This is a genomic window from Gammaproteobacteria bacterium (assembly GCA_024235095.1).
GTDB lineage: Bacteria > Pseudomonadota > Gammaproteobacteria > Competibacterales > Competibacteraceae > UBA2383.
The window spans coordinates 192,213-208,567 of record JACKNC010000002.1; the positions used below are offsets into that span (position 1 = coordinate 192,213).

The 16,355-nt window shown below is 59.8% G+C and carries 9 protein-coding genes and 1 pseudogene; all 10 read right to left on the reverse strand.

Going from position 1 to position 16,355, the window contains the following annotated elements; genetic code table 11:
• Positions 1-65 precede the first annotated feature (65 nt).
• Positions 66-527 carry an acyl-CoA thioesterase gene (locus H6973_13970; GenBank protein MCP5126695.1) on the reverse strand — a complete coding sequence of 154 codons (462 nt, stop codon included), beginning with the start codon at positions 525-527 and terminating at the stop codon, positions 66-68.
• Positions 528-554: 27 nt separating this feature from the next.
• Positions 555-911: pseudogene (locus tag H6973_13975) on the reverse strand (cupin domain-containing protein).
• 81 nt (positions 912-992) lie between these two features.
• Positions 993-1,547 (reverse strand): cupin domain-containing protein, encoded by a 555-nt coding sequence (locus tag H6973_13980; GenBank protein ID MCP5126696.1) that lies wholly within the window; start codon positions 1,545-1,547, stop codon positions 993-995.
• A complete protein-coding gene (locus H6973_13985) occupies positions 1,544-2,128 on the reverse strand; it encodes a sigma-70 family RNA polymerase sigma factor (protein ID MCP5126697.1) in 585 nt (194 codons plus the stop codon). The genes H6973_13980 and H6973_13985 overlap by 4 nt, the downstream gene beginning before the upstream one ends.
• A gap of 113 nt (positions 2,129-2,241) precedes the next feature.
• A complete protein-coding gene (locus H6973_13990) occupies positions 2,242-3,408 on the reverse strand; it encodes a HupE/UreJ family protein (GenBank protein ID MCP5126698.1) in 1,167 nt (388 codons plus the stop codon).
• Entirely contained in the window at positions 3,405-4,640 is a 1,236-nt protein-coding gene (locus tag H6973_13995; protein MCP5126699.1) for a hypothetical protein, read from the reverse strand. Before H6973_13995 ends, H6973_13990 begins: the two co-directional genes overlap by 4 nt.
• 28 nt (positions 4,641-4,668) lie before the next feature.
• Positions 4,669-6,237: a DUF4331 domain-containing protein gene (locus tag H6973_14000; GenBank protein ID MCP5126700.1), complete on the reverse strand. Its 1,569-nt coding sequence runs from the start codon at positions 6,235-6,237 to the stop codon at positions 4,669-4,671.
• A gap of 287 nt (positions 6,238-6,524) precedes the next feature.
• Positions 6,525-14,930, reverse strand: a complete 8,406-nt coding sequence (locus tag H6973_14005) for an SDR family oxidoreductase (protein ID MCP5126701.1) — start codon at positions 14,928-14,930, stop codon at positions 6,525-6,527.
• Positions 14,927-15,499 (reverse strand): hypothetical protein, encoded by a 573-nt coding sequence (locus H6973_14010; protein MCP5126702.1) that lies wholly within the window; start codon positions 15,497-15,499, stop codon positions 14,927-14,929. Before H6973_14010 ends, H6973_14005 begins: the two co-directional genes overlap by 4 nt.
• 8 nt (positions 15,500-15,507) lie before the next feature.
• On the reverse strand, positions 15,508-16,344 hold the full coding sequence (locus tag H6973_14015; protein MCP5126703.1) for a hypothetical protein: 837 nt from the start codon (positions 16,342-16,344) through the stop codon (positions 15,508-15,510).
• Between the last annotated feature and the right edge of the window lie 11 nt (positions 16,345-16,355).

A 16,355-nucleotide genomic window follows, 5' to 3' on the forward strand; every position in this document is an offset into this window, starting at 1 on the left:
AGTCTATGCCCCAATGGCGGCGGCGCTGATGATCGGTTCGTAACGGGTAAGCAGTAGGGACCGCCTTACCAATAATGTCCAAAATCCGCTCCCCGTTCGGGGAGCTTCCGAGGGACGCCGTGGTCATCGACCGCGACATAAACGATCACAGCCTCGGTCACCGGGGTCGATTGCAAGATGCCGTGATGCGCCCGCTGGGCAAACACTTGCACCTTGACAGTCACCGAGGACGAACCAACGTTTTGAATACGGGCAAAGCAGCTCACCAGATCGCCCACCTGCACGGGCTTATGAAATTCCATCGATGTCACCGCTACGGTCACGACCGGGCCTCCCGCATACTCCAACGCCACGACCCCGCCCGCAATATCCATCTGCGCCATGATCCAACCACCAAAAATATTGCCGCTGGGATTGGTGTGCGCGGGCATTGCCAACAGGCGAACCGTAGGTTGTCGATCGCGAGGAAAATTTCCTGATTTTTCAGTAGATATCGGCGATCCTGATATAACGGTCGTCTGTGACATCGCCGGGTCTCGGCTCTCTTCAACCACCACCCGCTGGGGAAACGAGACCTCCAAAACCACACAGCCCACGTCGGTCTTGAACGGGCCGTGTCGTTCGCCAGGCGGGCGACTGGCGTAGTGGCCCGCCTCCAGCCAAAGATCAAACGCCTGGTCATACAGGCGTCCGCTGACGATGAACACCTCCTCGGGGTAGGCATGGACTTTTCCACCGAAAGCGGTGGTATCCACACCGGGAAGAAAGCGGGTCAACCGCGTGTATTCACCGGTCGCCGGGTCGCTGCTTAAAGTCAGTTCTTCTACCTGGCCTTCCAGGCCCGGGAGTGGGGTCCATCGATCTTGATGCTCCGGATAGAGCGAATTCCAGTAGGTGACAGGTGTTTTCACACAGCTTTCTCCAAGGTGAAGGATTGACCAGTCATAGCCTTGCTCTTTGATAGCCCCACATTCCAGAATTCCCCTCCTTTTTTAACTTTGAAACTCCGGACGCAGTTCGCTACGCAAGAACACTACGCCGCCAGCGTGGGTGGAAAGAGGAGGGTGCCGCGAACCTGGCAAGGCCGCGTGATAGTCGCCAACGGCGTAATGGCGATCACCAATGATCATGTCTCCTTCCAGCAGCAGGCATTCTTCCAGGGAACGGTGATCGTGAGCGGGAATCTGGCAACCCGGAGCCAATCTCAGCAGAAAGGATTGAAAACCTGCTGCCTGGTCTATGAGCAACAACTTGATCTCCACACCTGGCGCCAGGATGCGCCACTCACCTTCCTGAGCTCGCACGGTGATCGTATTGGGGGGGCTGTGCGCGTCCAGCGCGGCTTCGATAGCTTCCCAAACTGAAGCACGCGGCGTTGCTTCTGGCAAAGCGCCCGCCAGTGAGGTTAGCCGCCGTTCCCACATAGCGACTTGCTGACGCGCGACTGGATCTTCAGACAGAATAGCTTCAAACTGGGCCAGCTCCGGATCGGCGAGCGTCCCCAACACATAATCGCCGGCCATTTGTTCTACTTCATGAGTGTTCATGTTTCCAGGCACTCCTTGAGTTGCAACAAACCTCGTCGCACCCAACTCTTGATTGTGCCGAGCGGCATTTGTCGTTGCGCCGCCAGTTCCTCGTGGCTGAATCCGTAAAAGAACGCGAGGCCAATCAGCCGGGCCTGTTTCGGCGGCAGCCGCTGTAGGCACTCGTGAATAGCATGGGCGATCGGATCTGTCGGTTGGAGCGCCTGGGGATCAGCCATCTGTAGCGCATCCTCGGTCAGCGGCTCAGCCCAGGTTTCCAATAACCGCCGGCGGCGTTGACGCAGAAACTCGATAGCTCGATGACGGACAATCGCCATTAGCCAGACCAGCGCTGGCGCGCGTCTGGCCTGATACTGGCCCGCCGTGCGCCAAATGGCCAGATAGGTCTCCTGCAAAATATCCTCTGCCGCTTCCGGCTGGCGAGTGAGCGCCAGAGCAATAGCGTACAGTCGGCGATGGGTAAGCCGGTACAGTTCGGCAAACGCCGCCCGATCGCCGGCGGCGGTTGTCGCCAGCAAGCTTTCGAGGGATGGGGTGGTCAAGGGTTTGGAGGAAAGAGACGGTTGGATGTCCAAATTCACAGCGCTGTCTGTTACCCGTGAGAATGAACCATTCTAGCGGTCGCCGTCGCTGGCGACAATGACTGTCGTCAGCGATCGCCGTCAATGAGAACCCGCCAAGCGTGATGGCGGTTCTAACTTCTCACGCCGAGAATCCATAAATTGAGGTTCAAACCCCGCTCCAAACACCAAATCAGGGCCACCGAAGCGACGATGGCCGAACCCAACGGCAACACCAAACGCCGGTATAGCCAGGTGCGCCGAACCAGGAAGGCAAATGGTAACACGATCGCAACGATCGTCAGTTGTCCCGTTTCCACACCCAGATTAAAGCCCGCCAACGCTAGCGCCAATATATCGCTGGGTAGACCCAAATCCTGCAATACGCTGGCAAAACCAAAGCCGTGAATCAGCCCCAGCGTGAACGCCAGCGCCCAACGCTGGGTCTTAACCAGCGGAAATAGATTGTTGAGCGCTGCTAACACTACAGTAAAGGCAATGGTCGATTCCACCAGCCGGCTAGGCAGATTCACTATCTCCAACACCGCCAGACTGAGGGTCAGCGAGTGGGCGAGGGTGAAAGCCGTCACGATGCCGGCGGTTTCCAGCACGACCGGGCGCAGGGCTACAGCCGGTCGCCAGTGGCCATTTTCCCACCACAGCACTGTGGGCAGCAGCAGCGCCAGTAGGAATAGAAGATGGTCGAAACCGATCCAGATATGCCAGACCCCTTCCTCCCAGTAGCTGATGAATGACCGCCAACCGCTGATGGGCGCCGCATTCAGGACATACTGAGACTGCCCTGGCGACAGCACGACAGTCGTCACGCCGGTAGGCTGATTGACCTGTAACAACCCCCGGTGCGAGGGATCAAGGGCGAAGAACAGCCGGTAATCCAGAGTCACGACCTTTGCCGCCGGACAGTCCAGGGCCACATCGAGCACGGCATAAGCGCCGTCACTGTGCTGGACGACCTGCATGGCTCCAGGCCGGGGAGCGCAAGCGTCATCACCGGCGCGCAAGCTCAGATGTTCCAGGGCATAATTCACCACAGCGCCTTCCTGCGCTTGCAATTCGCCCCAGGTAATAGCGCCGTCACCATCACGGTCCAACCCCAGCGCATATTCCAGATCACGCAACGCAATATCCCAGCGTGCCCACCAGCCACCTTGATGCGGTGTCAGATGTAAATAACTGTCGCTAGGCTTATGGGCGAATGCCGGAAAAGCGCCTAGCAGCAACAAGGCCAGAGTGACCAGTAACGTCGAGAGGACCCACCACCGATTTGATTTTTCGATCATGATTTGAACTCCCGCAAGCGCCGGCTTAACTCGGTCAGCCGTTCACCTTCCAAACGAACCCGATCCAGCCAGTCCAGAACCTCGCGTGCTGCTTCCGGCTGGCCGGCTGCCAGGGCCGCTTCCAACAACAGCCGGGCATCCTGGGGTTCACGCTGGCCCTGTGTCCAGTTCTGCTGGGCCAGTTCCAAAGCTTCCCGAGGTTGCTGGCGCAGATCCAACCGCAACCGGGCTTCAGTGGCGAGATGGATCCCATCGCCGCGCTGACGGGCAGCGGCGAAGCGCGCTTCCAGCATTTCGGCATGGCGTCGCCAGGCGTCGTCACTCAACTGTCGCTCCGCCAAGGTCAGTCGTAGCAACAGATTGTCAGCGCGCTGTTCATCCTGGAGCAAGGTGCGCACCTCGTCGGGACGATGGTGATCGAGTAGAAAATCTGCATAAGCGCCAAACAGGTAGACACTGCGCTGTCCCACGTCCAAAGCGGCGCGGAAGTGCGTCTCGGCCGCCGAAGCGTCACCGCGCTGTTCGGCGATTTCCGCTAGCACCGTCAGCGCCCATTGCCGTTCTTCAGCACCGGCATTAGGACTGTGGGCTAACGCTTGACTCAATCCGCGATAGGCGGCCTCGGCCTGCCCACCCCGACTCGCCGCGCCGCTCCAGCAGGTGATAAACAGTAGCGGAGCTACTCGGCGCTGCAGCGCCAGGCAACTGCGCATGGCCGCAATGGGTTCGCCCTGCACCTGCTGGATGACCGCCTGGGTCAGCCAGGCTTGTGGGTGGCGAGGTTGAATCGCCAGAACTTGGCGCAAATCAGCCAGCGCCCCGTCGAAGTCATGGCGGTTCTGACGCAGCACCGCTCGCAGCAGCAAGACCTCGGACGGCGGTGGGTCTTGATTCCACCACGGCGCCAGCGCGGCTTGAGCGTAACCGGCGTAACGAGGATCGCCTTCAGCGCGGCCGATCGCCAGATTGCGGCGAGCGACCTGGAGCGCCAGTTCCAGATCATTAGGTCGGTCCGCCAGTTCACGACGCAATGCCTGCAACTCTCGCCTCTGTGAGTCGGTCGCGATGTGTGGCAACGTCTCCAGAACCTGATGAGGATCAGTAGGAACGAAGGGCGCCGCTAGCACCGGGCCGACGACGCTCAGCCCCACACCGAGCAGCAGCCGCCAACGCCGCCACCCGGTGGGACTGCTTCTCTCACACAAGACTTGAAAAGCGGAGAGTAGATTCATGGTGAGTCTCGCGAGAGTTCGCCGGTGGTCAGTCCAAAGGACAGACGCTCTCGCAGCCCAACTCGCCTGGATCGACATGGCGACTGTCGCGGCCAGAGTGTGCTAGTCCGAGATAGGGAAAACTCTCGCGGTAAGGTACATCGTTGACGTTGACCCCATCGCCAATCCGGTTATGTGGGAAACCGGTGAATCTCGAATCACCGGTCAATACACCGACCACGGCCCGCGCCGCGATATCGGTCACGTCATCCGACAGTCGGCGACCATTGGGAAAACCAGCAGGATCGCCGGCCAATAGACCCAGGCGTTTGCGCTGCACAGCCGGTGTCGGCGGCACTCCCGTATTCAAGCGCAATAAATCAGCGACCGGGCCGGTTGGGGTTCCTGAAGCAGCGATGGGCGGCGCATAGGTCACCAGCGGCAACAGATCGGTGCGCGGCGGGTCTGGAATCGGCAGGGCTTCAGCATAGATCGCATTCAACACCCGCGCCAGTAGAGGGTCCAGAGCATAATCGGCGAACTGGGCGTCATCTTTGGGCTGGCTCATACTAAACTTGTCCTTGTCGCCGGTGCCAATGAGCAATTCATTGAACAGTGGGTTGCCCATGCGCTGAATCTGGGTTAGGCGCGGCGATAGCTTGGGCGATTCGCCGGGACGGCGGTACGCTTTGCTTCGCGGCCGTAAGGTCGCACCCCAGGCACCGATAGTAGCCAGCGGTTCGCCAGCAGTGTGAAAATGGCCGTCAGCAGTCAACAGCGTGATCGGCGCCTCGATGGCGATAGCGTTGACGTTGAAACCGGCGACATCATCAGACGCGAAATTGGTGGTGTCGCTTCTATTGCCTTCATCCTGATCATCCCCGAGAACGCCTGGGATGCCCGTGTTGAAGGCTCCAGGACGGAAATTCAGCGAATCGAAGGCCGCCCCTAGATCGATCCAGAAGGGGTCGTCCACCGTACCCGCAAACACACGAACGCCATTATCCAAATGGTAAACGCCCTGCTCCGTCAAACCCGCGTAGTCGGGCATGGTGCGCGGCCCTACATTCGTGGGTACGGCGATCAATCCCTCGGCCAGCGTGGTTTGTTGCCGGCCTTGTACCAGGGTGACCGTGTAGCGCTGACGTAGGCTCAGCCCTTCGGAGCCAGTACCGTCCAGCGCAGTGATGGCTGGAGGAATCAAAGGAGTGCCCGGCGCTACTGGCGCCGGGGAATTGGAAGGCGCGGTAATTCCGCTGCCAGCGCCCACGAAGCCGGTAAACACGCTGGGCGCGCGAATTTCGGTGGTGAAGCGAAACTCGAAACTCAGGTCAGCCACCGCATCATGGTTGTTGTCGATACGGATGGCATAGACGATTTCCGGATCGAAGGGGAAATAGTTGGGACCGTTGCTGGGTTCCAGCAGCGGATCAACATCCAGGATGAAGGTAACCTTGCCGGAATCGTCATAGCTGACAAAGGCGTAAAAATCGGTGATATCTGCCTTGGGGTCGAGCGCCGTGAGCGGCGCTTCACGGTGATTGGCAGTATGACCGGCGGTGGCAACCGCCAGGGTCAGGGCTAGGCTCAAGCCGGTGCGAGTTAAGGTGCAAAGCATGACAATCCTCCTTTAAACATCATGATATGTAAGGCGATATGGGGTATCGCCGACATGAAGCAGCAATGACTTCCTAAGCAGTTGCGCCAGCGCTCGTCGTTTGGATGCAAACGGAAAAAATAAAGACTCAATATGGATATCCAGACTGTTGAACACTTATCCACAAAGAGAAAACGACTGCGCGTCGGGTGGCTCGCGCCCATGTCTTGCTGCAAGCAAACGCGGGAGGATTGGAGAGAAAAACCGCCAGACTTTGTTAATCTCTGAGAAGATTCATTGAAAATCAGTCATTTATCTTGATGATAACATCGAACGCCGCCGGCCCAGCCGCCGCCCAACCGATTGAGCGCCGAACTGGCAGTGCATTCAAATTGCCGCAGCACACAGAGTACGGCGTCCTGTTCATCAACGATCCAGGCTTCGCCTCGGGTCACGGGGTCATCCCGTTCTGAATGAACGCGAATCCGCGCCTTGACCAAGTCAATTGACGCTGAGGAGCTGAAACACTGAATAAGGCCCACCCGGTTGGGCAGCGTGGCGCTGCCGCGCAAGGTACACGACCAGATCAGTACGGCCTGAAAGATCGCGTCAACCCATCCCGGATCAAACCGCCATGCGCCATTCTCGGTGAATGGGCAAAATTGCTCAGTCCGGCTGGGCGTTAATCGCAAGTCAATGCCCTGATGATTGATTGCTTCGATGGCTGCAATCGTTTGCAATAGGGGGCCATGGAACAACCAGCGACGATAAGCCTCTTCTACAGTGATTGTTGCTGGCGAAGCCTGCAAAGGGTTCGGAGGCAATTCTTGTGGCCTGGACAGCGCCGGCTGAGTTTTCCTGATGACCACCGTAGCGCGGTAAGCAGGACGTTCACTCTGATCACCCGCGCCAAGCGTGACTGCGCACCGTTGCGGTTCTGGAACAGAAGCGGCTTGTTCATGGACTTGAATCTTTATCGCCAAATCATCCTGCGTGAGTCGCAATCCCTGTAGCAACCGCACATCTTCCAGTTCAAGAATCGGTAATTCCGGTCGATGGACAGCCACCGCTTCAGCCATATATTCCATCGCCACCGCGAACGGCAGCACCGGGACGCCATCCAACCGGTGATGATCCAGATAGGGATCAGTGATTAAATCCACGGTTTTTTCGAACTGCCAGGATGTTGGGTTCAGCTCGGTCAAACGCCCGCCTTGGAGCAACGCATAGGGAGTTTCAATAATAAGAGACGGATCAACTTGGCCAGGCAAGGCGCTGAACCGCATTTCCGCATATTCCCAGGGATAATCACCGGCGACCAGTTCCACCTCATCCGTTGGCCCATACAGCAATTCGTTGAGCAAAAAACACCGACCCGCCGCTGCATTCACTAGATGGACGCCGCGCGCCTCGAACTGCTGCCGCACTTCGGGCGTGACCATACCGGCTCCATGCGTTGTCTGATCCCAGGGACTCCAGTGAATCGCCGCGACCTTCACTGCATCACCCCAACGGGTGCGCAGACGCCACGCCAGCCGGGCCACGATTTCATTCGCGGTTGCATAATCCGCTTGCCCGCGATTGCCGAAACGCCCAGCAACCGAGGTAAAAAAAGCAATGAATTTCAGCGTCTCCGGGCGCAGATATTTCGCCAACAGGAAAGCGCTGTCTACTTTGGCGTCAATGACCCGGTCCATGCTCTCGCCAGATTTGCCCAAGAACCAGCCATCTTCGATGACCCCGGCGCCGTGAATCACCGCATCGATTCGGCCATGCGTCTGGTACAACGTATTCAGCAATGCGGCCATTTCTGTTTCATTCCGAACATCCACGACCCGGTAATCCACCCGCGCGCCCATCGCGATGAAGTCCGCCAGATTGGCGCGGATTTCCCGGTCGCGCAGTAGAGACTGAACGTTTCGTTCGACTTCGGCGGGTTTCACCGTGCGCCCCTCGGCGCTGGCTTGCGCCAACAGATGACGGCGTAACGCGGCGGCATCGGGCAGATGGCGAATCACGGCGTCTTCCGGGTCTGGCAGCGGCGTTCGTCCAAGCAAGATCAAGGTTGGGCGAAATAGCGCTAGTTCACGCAATGTTTCCGCTGTGATGCCACGCGCCCCACCGGTCGCTAGCACGATCCAATCCTCGTCTGGTTGACGCCGGGGAGTGGGCAACGGCGATAGCGAAGCCGGTACAGTTCGGAAAATGGTGCGCACCCCGCCGAGATAGCCGACTTCCCGACGACCGCCGGGCAACGCCAGTTCCTGAAACGCCAGCGCCGCCAATCGTTCAGGATCATCGTCTGGATCGATGTCCAGCGCCTTGCCAATGAATCCGGGTTCAGCCGCATCAGGATTCCATTCCAGATTCAGCGTTTTTACCAATCCGGTCAGTCCTGCGCCACCAGGGAAAATGCTCTGTGCGGCCTCGGGTAAACCATTGCGTCCAAATTCACCACCCAGGCCGCTGACCGTCAGCAACCGTCCTCCATTACGCAACTCGGTCCCGACCTGTTGCAACAAGGCGAATAGACTTTTAACTTCCCGATTCATGCATTCACGCCACTTGGTCAGCGGCGCATCGACCGCCAGCGGCGGCTGACCCAGGGGTAGCAGGTGAATAACGGCCCGGATCGTCAAACTGCGCGATTGCGTCTGAAGCCAATGACTCAGCCGCTCAGTGTCCTCCAGCAGCTCCTCGGGAATCAACAAGGGCTGTACGCCGGCCTGACGCAATTTCCCGCTCAAGGCATCGGCCACGCCCAATTTGTCAGAGGTAATCAGGTATACACCTGGTTCCAGCGCCGACGGCGGAACGGTCAACGATTGTGGATGCGCCTTAACAATAAACCGGGACAGCGGGGCGCACGGAAGACTGTCTGTCCCGGTTAATTCAAAAGGGCGCGCATTCTCCTCCAGCGTCTTTATGGATGTCTCAGTCGCCAATCGGGCGGTCACTGCGTCCAGAATCTGCTGGAACGTTGGCAGCGTGGCGATCGCTTCCATATGTGGCTGAAGTTTTTGTGAAACAGCCTCCGGCAGCGACCGGCGGAACAGGCCGAGAATTTCCACCCGTTTGATCGAATCAATGCCCAAGTCCGCTTCGATGTCCTGATCCAGGCCCAACATCTCCGGCGGGTAACCGGTGCGCTCGCTGGCAATGGTCAGCAAGCGGTTTTTGAGGTCAGGAAGTTTCTCTTCTGATTGGGCCGAGGCAGGCGGCGTAATTCCTTCTTCCCCTCCCTTTGACAAAGGGGGGACGGGGGGGATTTCGTGCGCCGGCATCACAGGAGGAGAGAGATGGATTTCTCCCCCTTTTGACAAAGGGGTGGAGAGAATTTCGCGCGCTGGCATTAGCGGTTGAAGCGCTGCGGATTCAGCGCCGCTTTCCTCCCGGCTTGCGGCGAAATAGGCCAGCATTACTTGTTCCTGCAAGCGCAAAAACTGGCGCATGGTTTCCTGATAACCGGCTAGCGCCTGATCGACCGCCCACCCTGGGGCGGAACCGGTCGCCAGCGGCGGGCCGGATGATGGATCGTTCATGACATGATTCTCCGTCGATGAGATAACTTCCCCCCCACTCCAACCCTCCCCCACGAGAGGGGAAGGCGCTTGTTCCGTTCCCCCCTTTGAAAAAGGGGGGTTAGGGGAGATTTTGGACAAGGCGCCAACCGATGCAGTGAGTGGCGGCTTGACGCCCAGCGCATAAGATTCTCCCTGCCGCCGGACGCCGGTTCCGCTCAGCCACCAGACATGGGACGACAATGGCGCGGGTTTGGCGCGTTCCAATAACTGATCCAATGGCGATGGCGACTGATCGGCAATCCGACCCGCAAACAGCGCGGCCACATCGAGTTGAACGCCATGAGCGAGTAACGCCGCCAACGCCTGCAACAATCCGTTCAGGCCGCCGCCGTGATCATCGACCGCCACCGCTAGATGCAGTTGTCCGTGCAGAATTTGCTGGGTCAGACGGGTTAGCACATTACGCGGGCCGACTTCCAGGAACACGCGCGCACCGGCGGCGTACATGGCCTCGATCTCGCCGGTGAAATTGACTGGTTCCGCCAGATGCGCCGCCAGCCGGTCACGAATCGCCGCTGGTTCCTGCGGATAAGGGTCGGCGGTGAAATTACCATAGACCGTGAACGTCGGCGACCGTAACGGCAAACCGGCTATAAACTCCGCTAGTTGCGCCCGGGCTGGTTCGACGATGGGAGAATGAAACGCGGCGGCGACCGGCAAGGGCGCGGCGGAGATACCGTGCGTTGATAAAGCCTGACGGGCCTGTTCAATCGCCGCAGTAGAGCCGGATAGCACCAGTTGTTGGGGTGCGTTGTAGTTAGCCAGGGTGATGCCTTCGACGCCGCGCAACGCCGCTTTTACGGATTCCGCATCGGCGCGCGCCGCCAGCATCGTTCCCAGTTCACCTCCGGTAGCCGCCTCAACGATGAATCGTCCACGCGCCTCGGACACGCGCATCAGGGTCTCCAGGTCGAGAACGTCCGCCGCATGCAACGCCACATATTCGCCGTAGCTATGGCCTGCCGCGAATTCTGGCTGTAAATTCAAGGTTTGCAACCAGGCCCATAGCCCGGCTTCAACTGCGCCCAGCGCTGGCTGGGCAATGTTGGTACAGGTCAACTGACGACGCGCTTCCTGATCGGTTTCCGGCGTAAAGCGGCGAGGCGGGTAAATGCAAGCGCTTAGTTCCTGGCCAAGCACGTCCGCCAGAACCGTATTCGCCTGTTCCAAAATCGCCGCCAGTTGTGGCAACGCGACCGCCAACTCGCGCAACATGTCGGGGTACTGGCTGCCCTGCCCCGGAAACAGCACCGCTAACCGGGGAAAATCTCCGTCAGCCGGCCAGGGATGCGGCAAATAAATGCCTTCAGCTTGATGCTGCTCACCGCGTAACCATTCAGTCCCCCCCTTTGGCAAAGGGGGGTTAGGGGGGATTTTGGCCCCGTCGTCCGTGCGCAATCCCCCCCGGCCCCCCTTTTTCAAAGGAGGGAGGTGGACGCTTACCTCGCTGCCGGTCAGCGAGAGCGGCAACCCGCGCAACTGCCTCAATGCGCTTGCCGTCTGTTGCGCCAATTCTGCCAACGATCCTGCAACAATCGCCAGCGTCAATCCCTGATCTGGTAATGCCTGCGCCAGCGCCGCCGCTAGTTCCGCCAGACGTGGTTGCGCGCTCGCTTGCAAGGCGACCTGCAACCGTTCCAGTTCAGCGATTAATCCAGCGTGGTCTGACGCTCGCCAGACAAACAACTCAACCGGCCAGTCAAGCGCAGAGGATTCAGGCGCTCGCTTCTCGTCATATTCTTCTAGCGTCGCGTGGAAATTAGCCCCGCCAAACCCAAACGCGCTAACGCTCGCTCTACGCGGATAATCCCGTTCACGCAACCAGGGTCGCGCTTCGGGATTGATAAACAAGGGACTGGCCGGATCGCGCAATGGGGGGAGCGGTCGATCTACCCCGCGATGCGGCGGCAGCACCCGATAATGCAACGCCAGCGCCGCTTTGATCAGCCCGGCTGCGCCTGCCGCCGCCTTGGTATGGCCGATCAATGTCTTAGCGGAACCGATCGCGCCGCTGGCTGGTGATGCGCTGCTCTCGTCCAGCAGCGTCGTCACCGTCTCCAGTTCCGCCCGATCGCCGGCCACGGTGCCGGTGCCATGCGCTTCCCACAATCCAACGGTCACCGGCGAGTAACCGGCTTCCTGATAAGCGCGGCGCAAAGCTCGCAACTGCCCGGCGGGGCGAGGAGCAGTCAACCCCTTGGCGCGACCGTCGCTGGAACCGGCGACGCCTTTAATCACTGCGTAAATCCGGTCGCCATCCCGCTCAGCGTCCGCCAACCGTTTCAATACGACTGCCGCAACCCCCTCCGCAATAGCGATGCCATCCGCTTGTTCGTCGAAGGTGCGGGGTCGGCCTTTCGGTGACAACGCCTGGGTCTTGGAGAAACAGAGATACATGAACGGCGATTGCATGGTATCCGCGCCGCCAGCAATCGCTAGATCGCTGTGACCCAATCGCAACTCGTTGACGGCTTGGTAAATCGCGGCCAGCGATGACGCACAGGCGGCGTCTACTGCGCAGTTGACGCCGCCAAAGTCAAAACGATTGCTGACCCGGCCCGCCGCTACGTTCGGCAATAATCCGGCAAAAGAATCTTCGGTCCATTCCGGCAGCCTGGCCAGCGTGTCCTCGTCCGCGCGTCCGGTCATGCGCAGCAAATCAGCGCGCGTCGCGTAGGCTAACCCCAATTCGCCCATGCCGCCGCTGGTTCCCAGCACCACCGCGATTCGCTCGCGGTCGGTCTGCGCCAGATCGATACCGGCATCCTCCAGCGCTTGCCGCACCGTTTCCAGCGTCAACAATTGCAAGGCATCGACCGACTTCAGAGCGACCGGCGGCAGTCCGTAACGGGTGGGATCAAACGGCTGCTCAGTAATGAAGCCGCCCCATTTCGAGTAAATCCGGTCGCGGGTTGCTGGGTCAGGATCGTAGTACAACCGCCAGTCCCAGCGTTCCGAGGGAACTTCGGTAAGACAATTCGCGCCCTGAACCAGGTTTCGCCAGTACTCCTGCGCATCGGTCGCACCGGGCAACCAGACGCCAACGCCGATAATGGCGACATCCGCCGGATGGGCATTGAATTCAGATTGTTTATGGACTTGCGGTTGATGGCGCGCCAACCAGTCCAGCGCATCCGCTGTGACGTTGCGGTGCAATTCGTCCAGCGTCAATGGCCGGTCATGCAAGGCCGCCACCTGGCCAATCATATACATGCCCTGCGTTCGCTGTTCATCAGGATCAATCCGTCGCAATTCCCCGGTTGGCTCCGAACGCAGCAGGCCCTTGGTGGCGACGCGCAGTCGGCCCAGAGTGAGATCATCTAACCGATCGCGCACCGTCCGCGCCGGTTCGCCTTGGGCTTGTAGCTGCCGACGGGTTTGGTGAAATGTGGCGACGAAAGGCGTGATTGCGCAGCGACTGGCGTGGCCGGGACCGGTGGTTAAGGTGGCGGTTGTTGCACAGTCCAGCGCGACTTGCTGAAAGTCAGGCTGGATCGCCCCGCAGCGCACCGCTTCCTCGGTCAAAATGTAGGCCGTGCCCATCAGTATGCCGATGCACGCGCCCCGCTGGGTCAACGGCGCGGCCAATGTCGCGGCCATCGCCGCTGAGCGGGCGTCATGAATGCCGCCAGCGAACAACACCGCTACTCCGGTCAAACCATCAACATGTTCATCTCCCCAAGCCAGCAGCGCCTCGATCATCGACTCCCACAACACGAAGCTGCTCAGTGGCCCGATATGGCCGCCGCATTCCCGGCCCTCGAAGATGAAGCGGCGCGCGCCCTGCTCCAGAAAGAGTCGCAACAAGGTCGGCGTAGGCACATGCAGATAGGTTGGAATGCCGTCGGCTTCCAGTTGCCGCGCCTGTTCCGGGCGACCGCCGGCGATGTAGGCGAAAGGCGGCCGGACGGCCCGAATCGCCGCCAATTGCTCCTCGCGCAAGGCCGCCGGGACAAAACCGAGAATCCCTACGCCCCAGGATTGCCCGTTCAGACAGCGTGCGGTTTCCGCTAGCAGCTCGCGGGAACGGTCGCCTTTTAGCATCGCCAGGGCGATCATCGGTAATGCGCCGGCTGCTGCAACGGCCTTAGCAAATTCAGCGCAGTCGCTGACCCGGGTCATGGCCCCCTGCACGATGGGAAAACGGGTCGCATGAACACGCGCCAATAGGGAATTTTCCGCCAACGCGGCATCTTTTTGCGCTTGATGCGACTGTTTGGCCAGCGCTCGCCGAATCGCACGAATGACGCTGGCGACCGTTCCATAACGCTCGGCCCAAGACGCGGCGAACGCGATCTCCTGACCGAGAGGTAAAATGTCGTGCGCCCGTGGATCGCGCCAACCGGTCAATCCATCCAGGATCGTTGCAGGAGAATTCTCTCGATCATCCTGCAACCGCTGGCGTAGCGTGGTCACCGGCGCAAACCCTGGCCGTTCCAGCACCCGGACATAACGCCCGGTTTCCTCGTGACCCAACAATACGGTTTCCGTGCCGTCCAGTCCCCGCAACCAGGGACGCAAGGCGTCAGCGACCGGCGATTCCCGCAACAACAGCAAGGCGTGCTCCAACACTACCCCGGCAGCGCCGCCAATCTGACAGGCAGCGGCGGTATGCAGACCGATGCCACCCCGGACGTAAACGGGCGATAGGGTTCGCTCCAGCAACCGTTGCAGGAGCACAAAGCTGCTTTCCTCACCGACTGCGCCACCGGCTTCGTGACCCTTCACCCACCAGCCGTCAATCTGCGATTCTAGATCAGTGAATGCATCGCGCCAGAAGGAGAGTTCCAACAACACTCGTCCACCGCTGGCGCGGAAAGCCTGAACGGTAGGCAGTAAATGAATATTGCGCTCAGCATCCAGAATCAGCCAAGCCGGTCTGACCAAACGGTCAGCATCCAACGCCGTTGGCGTTTCGCTGCCGCCCCATTTCAGGCCAAAAGGGGTGTGCAGGGTCGCCAACCGTTTCAGCGCCGTCGCCAGTTCGGACGGATTCACGCCGACTTCGGCATTGAATACCCCAACCGCGCCTGTGCGACAACCAGCGATCGCCAGGGCAGGATCGTTCAAACCGGCAGGATTTAAAACGAAGAGCGTGAAAGGGTCGTTCGCCGCCATCACACGGTTCATATCGCCGGGTCAACCGGCGGCGTCAGTGGTTCTGGCGATTCACCGGTTTCACTGGCCGCCAGCTTGAACCGGCTGACCCGTTCCATTTCCAGCAGGGTCTCCTCCAGCGCCGCTTCCAACCAGTCCACCCGATTTTCCAGTTGCTGGTAATAGCGGCTGATTTCCTCCAGGGTGCTGGAGGTTGTCAGTTCCTCGGCGCGCGGCATGGCTTCGACGCCAAATTCCAGTCCCCAGGCGTTTTCGCCGCCGGACGGTCGCCCCGCGCCACTTTCCTGGTTCTGCAACCATTGCAGCAGAGCATGACGAATATCCGGATTTTTCAGCAAGGAGGCTAAAGCGGCTAGTCCACCCGGTACACGCCCGCCTTTGGCTTGGGCTGCAACCGCTAATGCGGGCGCGCTACTGGCCGCCATCATCAAGGCGCGTAAACCGGGGCGACCGCGCTGTGCGGTCGGTTCCGGATTCTCCCCTTTGGCAAAGGGGTGTGCGGGGAGATTTTGCCCAGCGCGCGCTTGGCGCTGTTGCCGCAACCGGCCAAGACGCTGTTTGACTTCATCCTCATCGCTCATAGCATGAGTTACTCCAGAAATTCCAGAAACCAATCATCGCCGCCGGTTCGTGGTAAGGCATTGGATTCTGGCAGGCGATCCACCGGCGACTCGACATTCGGCGCGGGTTTAACCTCGGAGGGCGTTTTGACCTGTTGCCGGGCTTGGTCCAAACGCGCTTGCAAATCCTGGGCGACAGCCTGTAATCGCAGGAGATCCGCCTCAAGCGCGGCGACTTCCCCAGCGCCCTCGGTATCTCTATGATGCACCGCTTCACGAGGAGGCAGGGTTGCTTCCCTGTTTGCTTCAATGACTCGATCCCTGTGCGCTCTGGCGGAGGGGGAAGCGGGCAATACGGCAGAAGACGCCCCGGTCTCAGGCAAGCGACTCACCCGCTCCAGTATTTGTTGCAAACGCCAAAGGTTGACCCCGCTCGCCATCGGTTCGCCGGGAATATCCTGCTTCAAAAACTTGAGCAGACGCTGAATGCGCTCATTGGCGCTGCCCTGAGCATTCCGGCTGCGCTGTTCTAGTAACCGCATCGCCTGCTGGAGTCGTTGCTCCCCAATGGAAGTTCCAGGAATGAGCACATCCCCTGGCGGCGTTTCCGCCAAAAATTGCGTGAATCGCTGCAACAAACCACCACCCTGTCGTTCGCCGCGCGGTCCCGGCCCCGCTGGTCCCTGGCGACCGCCCCGCCCACCTCGACCACGGCGTCCACCCTGAGCCGGCGTCACTGGATCGGGCATTGTCGGCGTCACCGGCGTCGCAGGCGTCGCGCCATGCGACGGAGATGGGTGTTCATATCGCCCCCGCAGCGCTTGCAGACGAGCGCGCCGCTTGGCTATACCGTCATCGTTATTCATATAAATTTCTC

Bases quoted from the DNA above. Each gene is read 5' to 3' on its own strand.
- H6973_13970 (MCP5126695.1), bottom strand. From the start codon at position 527: ATGTCACAGACGACCGTTATATCAGGATCGCCGATATCTACTGAAAAA.
- H6973_13980 (MCP5126696.1), bottom strand. From the start codon at position 1,547: ATGAACACTCATGAAGTAGAACAAATGGCCGGCGATTATGTGTTGGGG.
- H6973_13990 (MCP5126698.1), bottom strand. From the start codon at position 3,408: ATGATCGAAAAATCAAATCGGTGGTGGGTCCTCTCGACGTTACTGGTC.
- H6973_13995 (MCP5126699.1), bottom strand. From the start codon at position 4,640: ATGAATCTACTCTCCGCTTTTCAAGTCTTGTGTGAGAGAAGCAGTCCC.
- H6973_14000 (MCP5126700.1), bottom strand. From the start codon at position 6,237: ATGCTTTGCACCTTAACTCGCACCGGCTTGAGCCTAGCCCTGACCCTG.
- H6973_14005 (MCP5126701.1), bottom strand. From the start codon at position 14,930: ATGAACCGTGTGATGGCGGCGAACGACCCTTTCACGCTCTTCGTTTTA.
- H6973_14010 (MCP5126702.1), bottom strand. From the start codon at position 15,499: ATGAGCGATGAGGATGAAGTCAAACAGCGTCTTGGCCGGTTGCGGCAA.
- H6973_14015 (MCP5126703.1), bottom strand. From the start codon at position 16,344: ATGAATAACGATGACGGTATAGCCAAGCGGCGCGCTCGTCTGCAAGCG.